Below are 384 nucleotides of genomic sequence, written 5' to 3' on the forward strand. Positions count from 1 at the left end.
CGACAGCTTCCTTGCGCCGGGAGCAGGCCTTGCTCGGCCAGCGCCTGGGCGAAAATCGTCAAGCCGTTGCCGCTGCGCTCGGCCAGGGTGCCGTCGGTATTGATGATCAGCAGATCGAAGGGGGCTGCGGACTGGAACGGCCCCACCAGCAGCCCATCGGAACGATGGTGCTTGCCACCTCGCCCGGGTGCCTGGTCGCCCCAGCCGCACAACGCCTCCACCGCCCCCGCGGTCCAGGTCAGCCGCTGCGAGGCCGCCTGCGCCGCGTCCAGCGGCACCTCGAAGCCCAGGCCACGCACTTCATCGGGGCTCGCCACGGCATAGATATTCCCGCGTGCGTCGTAAAACGTCGGCATACGCCCTCTCTGCAACCGTTCACTTGAG

The 384-nt window shown here is 68.2% G+C and carries 1 pseudogene; it reads right to left on the reverse strand.

The window, feature by feature from the left end:
- Positions 1–356, reverse strand: a pseudogene (locus tag HX773_RS25590) (hypothetical protein); the annotation flags it as partial.
- Positions 357–384: the final 28 nt, after the last annotated feature.

Source organism: Pantoea sp. B9002 (assembly GCF_013385945.1).
Lineage (GTDB): Bacteria > Pseudomonadota > Gammaproteobacteria > Enterobacterales > Enterobacteriaceae > Pantoea.